6 protein-coding genes are annotated in these 7,379 nt (G+C 35.2%); 2 read left to right on the forward strand and 4 right to left on the reverse strand.

The genetic code is table 11. The features are described 5' to 3' along the window. The first annotated feature begins 2,009 nt into the window (after positions 1-2,009). On the forward strand, positions 2,010-3,566 hold the full coding sequence (locus F6K22_RS25140) for a SpoIID/LytB domain-containing protein (RefSeq protein WP_293104261.1): 1,557 nt from the start codon (positions 2,010-2,012) through the stop codon (positions 3,564-3,566). Positions 3,567-3,677: 111 nt separating this feature from the next. On the opposite strand, the gene F6K22_RS25145 is transcribed toward F6K22_RS25140, so the two are convergent. The 4 genes from F6K22_RS25145 to F6K22_RS25160 all read right to left on the reverse strand — a co-directional run bounded on the left by F6K22_RS25145 (position 3,678) and on the right by F6K22_RS25160 (position 5,755). Next, positions 3,678-3,983, reverse strand: a complete 306-nt coding sequence (locus F6K22_RS25145) for a 2Fe-2S iron-sulfur cluster-binding protein (RefSeq protein ID WP_293104264.1) — start codon at positions 3,981-3,983, stop codon at positions 3,678-3,680. 325 nt (positions 3,984-4,308) lie between these two features. After that, positions 4,309-4,437 carry a hypothetical protein gene (locus F6K22_RS25150; RefSeq protein ID WP_293104267.1) on the reverse strand — a complete coding sequence of 43 codons (129 nt, stop codon included), beginning with the start codon at positions 4,435-4,437 and terminating at the stop codon, positions 4,309-4,311. Between the two features lie 127 nt (positions 4,438-4,564). After that, positions 4,565-4,858 (reverse strand): ferredoxin, encoded by a 294-nt coding sequence (locus F6K22_RS25155; RefSeq protein ID WP_293104269.1) that lies wholly within the window; start codon positions 4,856-4,858, stop codon positions 4,565-4,567. 606 nt (positions 4,859-5,464) lie between these two features. Next, entirely contained in the window at positions 5,465-5,755 is a 291-nt protein-coding gene (locus tag F6K22_RS25160; protein ID WP_293104271.1) for a ferredoxin, read from the reverse strand. A gap of 306 nt (positions 5,756-6,061) precedes the next feature. On the opposite strand from F6K22_RS25160, the gene F6K22_RS25165 reads away from it, so the two are divergent. Next, on the forward strand, positions 6,062-7,123 hold the full coding sequence (locus tag F6K22_RS25165) for a Gfo/Idh/MocA family protein (RefSeq protein ID WP_293104274.1): 1,062 nt from the start codon (positions 6,062-6,064) through the stop codon (positions 7,121-7,123). Positions 7,124-7,379: the final 256 nt, after the last annotated feature.

Consider the following 7,379-nt stretch of genomic DNA (forward strand, 5'->3'; position numbering starts at 1 on the left):
AGTACTTAATTTTGATATTTGTACGGTTTTATGTACTGATGTTAAGTATAATAATATTTGTAATGTTATTATTTGAGATGGACTCAACTTTTGTTCGATCTGGTTTTGATCAAAGCCTAATATATTCTCTTTTATTAATTTTTATTTGTAATTACCAACCCTTTTTGATCGGATTTTTAACTGTTTTGCCAGTTATTTGAATAAATAATCAAGCTACTGTGTGGCGCGATACTGCGCTCCGCAACGCTCCGCGAACGCACCACACCCCCATCTATTCTCAATAATAGTGGGATTTTAGTTGAACTATTCTTCAGCTTATTTGATAAGTCCACCTCTATATATAGCTTTCAGCTACCTTGTCACCCCGTGAGGTCGATTGGATATGGTGCACTTTGGAGCGGCTCTGTATTCTTCGGGAAACCTCGCCATCCCATCCTACTCCAAGCTCCGAAGATAGACCGCTTTTTCTCCCTGAAAGGAGAGGCTTTAAACCTTAATTTTTAGGTAAATTATATTTTTTGTCTATATTAATTATTCTTTCAAATTCATAATTTTTTCAGTTGGATTACCAATCTGATTCAAGTAATTATCAATGTAATAATACGGATACTAATTTCTTTATTTATGAACAATGAAATCATAAAATTGGATAAAAAAACGTTTTAAATAATCTTCAATTTAATTATTCAACTGACTTTTCTATTCTGGTTAATTTGGCTTGATTGGAGCTTTTTCCTAATCATTATTTATGGCTGAGATTGCATAAATTAATTCATATAATCAATCAATTTTAAGCATATTTAACTACGCAAATAGCCGTCAGTTATTATCCATTAGTACATCGCCAGATAAAGCTGGAATAATGATAATTAAAAATATTAGTAAAACCACATAGTTTAACAGACCCTATCTATTTGCCCTTGATTTTTATTGCGGACTGCTAATCGCTGATAGCTGAATGCTTACGATAAATAATTTTGCTTTTGATTATATCATGTCCGGTTAAACAGTTATAAATAACGACGGAGTCGGACCGAGTCAGTTGAAGACTGACCCCTAAAAATCATACAGTCATTCACCAACGCCAAGTTTTTTTATCACGCTCTTATCCGGACATGATATTACTTGGTGATTTCGGAAAGCGATAAAAAAAGGATATTGTATAGTATGCTAAAAAAGTATTCTGGTCAGGAGAGATAAAACCCAATATAGAAATAGTTTTTCTGTTACTTTAACCCAATTAATTTATACTTTATATTCAAAAAAAATATTGACTTTGATAGTATGAATACTCCTAAATACCACTACTTTTCAAATTTTAATAACTCTAGCTAATATTGAGATCTTTTGGTCTCCATTTTATTCATCAAGCCCTATTATATTTGTTTTGTAAGTTCATGATCCGAATAATTTTCCTGACGTTATACAATGCTATACTCATACTATTAAATAGGAAGGTAAATTAAATACAAAATAACTAAAATAAGTAAATTAATCCAAACAATTGTGACAGTAATATCAAATGCGGTTAATTCCACATAGAATCCGGTTATACATTTATAATTCTATAATTACTTCCAGCCTTCAATCTCCCCTCCGACCCTACTCCCTACCCCCAACTATGTAATAGGTATTCAGGCGGATTCGATCTAACTACCCAATCTAAGGGAGACTCTATCTGTAAATTAACATTCTATTATCTACCCTACGTTATATTCAAAATTAACTTTATTTATCGCCTGGTAGTTACATAATCTTTTTCATTAATAATTCGATCAAAAATAGCTGCTGGAGAATCCCACTATAATCGCAATCTCAGACTGTTGAAAGGAAAATATCTAGGAAAATGAAAAACTATAATGATTAAAATATTAGGTTTTTCAATATAGTCATTTTTATGTACAATAATCATAAAATAAATACTACAGAGGTGAAGAAAATTGCCCAATAAAATATCTAAACAGTATTTCCCTTACAAATTAATACCAAATACAATCTTTATAACAGGCTTGCTACTAGGATTAAATATAATCCCAGTCAAAGCTGTAGAAGAATATAATAGATTACTTAAAATAGGAATTATACAAAGATTTGGTACTAAACCAACAGATAAGATTATTATTAAAGCTACTCCTGGAGATAAATTAACTTTACGCTTTAAAACTCCAGGAGGAGAAGAAACTCTTACTACTGAAAAAGTAGAAGTAAAAATTAAAATGAAACCCCTAGAAAAACCTCTCTTAAAAGAGCGGTTAATTCTCAGTAGTCACCGCAGTTATGAAAATGCAGAAGAAGATGCCCAGTTCTGGAAAAATAAAGGAATAGAAGTAGAAGTAACTCAACCAGGAAGATGGAAAGTTTGGGCAAAAAGAGAAGTCTATAAAACTCCTTTATTACGACGCTGGCTATTAGAAAGTATACAAGCTCATAGTAATACAAATGTCTATCTCGAGCTGGAAGCTTTAAAACAACAACCCACAGCTTACTGGAATATGAATGGTTATACTTATCACCGCCATGAACTACATATTACTGCCGGGAAAAATGAAATTATCATCAATAATCAATTTAATCAAGACACAGCAATACCAGAAGAACGACGTTATGCTGGCTCATTAAAACTCAAACCTAATGCTTATGGTACTTATACATTGGTGAACAATGTACCAATAGAAACTTATATTCGGGGAGTAGTACCCCATGAATTAGGAGCTTGGCCACCAAAAGCATCCCTAGAAGCTCAGGCAATTTTAGCTAGAACTTATGCACTCAAAAATTTACGTCGGTTTGCAGCAGATAATTATGAGTTGTGTGCTGATACTCACTGCCAAGTTTATAAAGGATTAGATGTCTACCCAGAAACAGATGCAGCAGTAGCAGTAACTAGGGGAAAAGTTATGACTTATGAAGATGAGTTGATAGATGCAGTTTATTTTGCTGTTAGTGGGGGTGTTACGGCAGATTTTAATGATTTGTGGAATGGTGATGAACGTCCTTATTTACAACCTGTTGTTGATGCAGCTAATAATATTTGGGATTTATCTACAAATAGTTTAGCTTCTGAAGAAAACTTCCGTAAGTTTATGAGTCTTAAAAAAGGATTTAATGAAGAGGGTTGGATAGAATTTCGTTGGCGGGAAGTTGTTAGTTTACCTGGTATAGTTAGTTATTTAAAAAGTTATTTTCGACAGAAAAAAAGCCCTTTTGCTCAATTTGAAACAGTAAAAAAGGTAAAGGTAACGGAACGATCGCCCAGTGGTCGTGTATTGAAAATGAATGTCGAAACAGACCTAGGTACTATACAACTGAATAAGGATGAAGTGCAAAATGCTTTTTGGGTGCCTTGGAGTACGCTATTTTATCTAGACCCTATATACAAACCAGATCAAAGTTTATGGGGTTATGCTTTTGTTGGCGGTGGGTTTGGACATGGAGTTGGTTTTAGTCAGAAAGGTTCAATTAAGTTAGCTGAGTTAGGTTGGAGTAGCGATCGCATTCTCAGTTTTTATTTTCCGGGAACCGAACTCCAACCTCTCAGCGAGTTAGTTACTTTTGGGCAAAAATAGTTATAGCGATCGAGGCAAAATAGGTTGATTGTTTATAGTTGATTAGAATTAACTATAAACAATCAAAAAATTCTAAATTATCCTACATTTTCAGATAATTGATAACTAACTTTATATATTATCTTCTTGGTGAGTCATAATAGTGCAGTCTTTTTTCGGATAAGCTACACAAGTTAGTACCCATCCTGCTTCGATCTGATCGTCATCTAAGAATGACTGATCGCCTTGATCTAAACAATCATCTGCGTTACCTTCTACCTTTCCTGCACAACTTGAGCAAGCACCAGCGCGACAGGAGTAGGGTAGGTCTAAACCTGCTTCTTCAGCAGCATCAAGAATATATGTATCATCCGCACAATCAATAGTTTGATTAATTCCTTCTGCTTCATTAATCAGAGTAACTTTGTATGTAGCCATGTAATTTTCCTGCTCCACAAAACTGATATAAAACGTCACTAGTTATGACATTTCAATGTTTACTTCCTGCTTCTACAGTAACTGTCGGCAGCACGACCTCCACAGGCATCAACGGTAAAGCATACCGCATCTATGAAATTTACACTTGCCTACCTGTATGGTCTATAAGCAAACCACATTCAGGGCAATCAAAAGTTCTTAGGCTGATTTGGGTTTTGTATTTTCTCAAGCCATAAATCCTACTAGAAAAACAATCCAATATAGCTAAAATATCCTAAGGATTTTTCTAGTAGTTTTGGGTGTGCTTTGGATATAGGAATCGATATTATAATGTCTTTAATCCTGCTGGTGTTTTTATAGCATTTATTTGCTGGCTTTGTTCCCACCTAACCAAAGTACATACATCAACTCCTAATATTTCAGCAGTTTCTCTTAGCTTGATAAATTTTACCACTTAATAACTCAGAACAACTATCGTATAATAACACCTTATGACGTAATGTCAACTAAGTAAATCTATCAAAATTGGTAAACAGATCTTGATAATTCTTGATTGACTTAGAAGTTTTGAACCACAGTCTTTAGTAAAGTTCTTCTTCTTTGTGAGTTTCGATAGTACAATCAGAGCTAGGATAAGCCACACAAGTTAGCACATATCCAGCTTGGATCTGATCGTCATCTAAGAAAGATTGGTCAGACTGGTCTACTGTGCCTGATTCTATTTTACCAGCACAAGTAGAACAAGCACCTGCACGACAGGAGAAAGGTAAATCCAGTCCTTTTTCTTCTGCTTCATCAAGAATATACTTATCATCAGCACATTCAATTGTTGACTCTCCATCTGGAGTTTTCAGGGTGACTTTGTAAGTTGCCATATTATGCTCCTTTATTTAATACTTTCGTCTTTAATCTGCACCAGCTAATAGGTGACATACTCCCACACTAACCTTGCGGTATAGTGTTGATTCTTGCTTCTGAGTCCCCCTGTTGCGTCGGACAGGCGCATACTTTAAGGACGGGATGACCCACCGCTCTGTGTTTTACATTTCTGGCTGGGTTTTGATCGTGACACATCACAATGTCGCAGTACAGATAGGTAATGAATTCTCTCTGATAATTCTTTAGGGACTGTTGCCCAAAAATAGCTAAACTCTAGAAAATACTAATAGTTTAACTGTTTAGTTTACTGGAACAAGCACTAAAAGCCTGGGCAAGTTAACTAGCAATTCTCACACACAACGCTTAGTAGATGTGAGAATTACTTTCTTACTGGTTTCCACTGTTTGAATGTCTCGGAATTTGCCTAGTCTTTCCTATCCTTCTGTCAAGGGATTTTGCGCTTTCCAACGCTGCCTATTTCATTTCCCATAGGGTTTCATGTCATCTACAGCCGGAAACTTGGGATGTTAAGACTGACAAATTATTTTTTAGACTCTTGTGGATATCAACCAGGTTTTACAATTTTCTACAGTAGTTAATAACTACAGATTTTCTTCCTGATGAGTTAAGATTTTACAATCAGATGTTGGCTTGGCGATACAAGTTAGTACCCATCCTTCGTCAATTTGATCGTCATCTAAGAAAGACTGATCGCTTTGATCTACTGTGCCTGACTGAACTTTACCAGCACAAGTAGAACAAGCACCTGCACGACAGGAAAAAGGTAAATCGAATCCTTGCTCTTCAGCAACGTCTAGGATGATATCATCTTCAGGACAATCAATTACTTTTTCACCATCTGGTGTAACTAGAGTAACTTTGTAAGTAGCCATTTGATTTTCCTCTCCAGAGTTCAGTATTATAATTTAAACTTATACAATTCACTAAGGCTGATTAGCTAGTTAATTTGTACTTGTTTTTTTTCTATCTCTGATATTAAGGGAAAAAAGCAAACTTGTAAAACCTATTTGCCCCAAAATTACTATAGAATTTATTATAAATAATTCTAATTTAATTCTGATTACTTATATCTTATTGGGCCATTATTCTGGCATAAATATTAAAAAATAATAAAATCTAGCACAAATATATGAATATATAATTTAGAATAAAAAATTTTTGTAATTATATATCTTGCTATGAGTCAGATAAATATCTCTTCCTCTTTCTGCTCTATCCCAATTAGAGTTGGTATTGTTGGCACTGGTTATGCAGCTAACGCTAGAGCTAAGGCATTAAAAGCAGATGAGCGATCTCTCCTAGTCACGGTTGCAGGTCATACCCCAGAAAAAACTGAGGAATTTAGTCAAACATTCCAAGTTCAGAATACAACTTCTTGGCAACAACTGGTAGAACGAGACGATTTAGATCTAGTCATCATTTCTACTATTAATAGAGATCATGGAGCGATCGCTCGCGCTGCTCTTGAAAACGACAAACATATTATAGTTGAATATCCTCTCTCCCTAGACCCAACTGAAGCCGAGTCATTAATTTCTCTAGCAGCCAAGAAAAATAAACTATTGCACGTTGAACATATAGAACTTCTCGGTGGTCTGCACAATGCCATTAAACAATCTTTGTCTAAAATTGGTAAAATTTTCTACGCTCGTTACGTCACAATTAATTCTAAACAACCTGCACCCCAAAAGTGGACTTATCGCTCTTCACTATTTGGCTTTCCTTTTGTGGGGGCGCTTTCTCGTTTGCATCGGTTTACCGATCTATTTGGTCAGGTTGATACCGTTAATTGCCAAAGTCAGTTTTGGTATACTGATATCGATCTTTATAAAGCCTGTTTGTGTACTGCTCAGTTAGGGTTTAATAATGATGTAATTGGGGAAGTTGTCTATGGCAAAGGCGAAACATTTTGGCACTCAGAAAACTTCTTTACTCTTTACGGCGAAAAAGGTACGTTAATTTTTACTCCTCAACAAGGTCAACTATTGCAGGGAGAAAAAATACAAACTATAGAAGTGGCTGCTAGACGTGGTTTATTTGCTAAAGATACAAAAATGGTAATTGAATATTTGTTGGGAGGAGTTCCTTTATATGTAACTCCAGAAGCAAGTTTGTATACTTTACAAATTGCTGACTTTACCAGAAAAGCATCAGATTTGGAGATGGGGAGATCCGGAGATGGGGTGATAGGGAGTGTGGAAAGTGTGGGAGGTTGTGAGGGGAAAGAAAAAAGTAATTAACCAGGCTGGTGGGGGATGACCAACTACTTGTAACTTCTGTTTGACAATAGTTTTAGGCAATATTCTTCTGAGAGATGCTATCTGTAATTAGCCTCGATATTCACAAGATTCACGACAAAATAGGGCATTCAATAGTTAATTCATTTTCTGAAGCACTCAGCTGTGGGAGATAAATAGTCAAATTTCTCTTTTATTGCTGCATACGCAATAGTTAATTCATTTTCTGAAGCACTCAGCTGTGGGAGATAAATAGTCA

The organism is Okeania sp. SIO2F4 (genome assembly GCF_010672385.1).
Classification (GTDB): Bacteria; Cyanobacteriota; Cyanobacteriia; order Cyanobacteriales; family Microcoleaceae; genus Trichodesmium.

Excerpts from the sequence above, each read along its gene's own strand:
- F6K22_RS25165 (WP_293104274.1), top strand. The coding sequence starts at position 6,062 with ATGAGTCAGATAAATATCTCTTCCTCTTTCTGCTCTATCCCAATTAGA.
- F6K22_RS25160 (WP_293104271.1), bottom strand. The coding sequence starts at position 5,755 with ATGGCTACTTACAAAGTTACTCTAGTTACACCAGATGGTGAAAAAGTA.
- F6K22_RS25145 (WP_293104264.1), bottom strand. The coding sequence starts at position 3,983 with ATGGCTACATACAAAGTTACTCTGATTAATGAAGCAGAAGGAATTAAT.
- F6K22_RS25155 (WP_293104269.1), bottom strand. The coding sequence starts at position 4,858 with ATGGCAACTTACAAAGTCACCCTGAAAACTCCAGATGGAGAGTCAACA.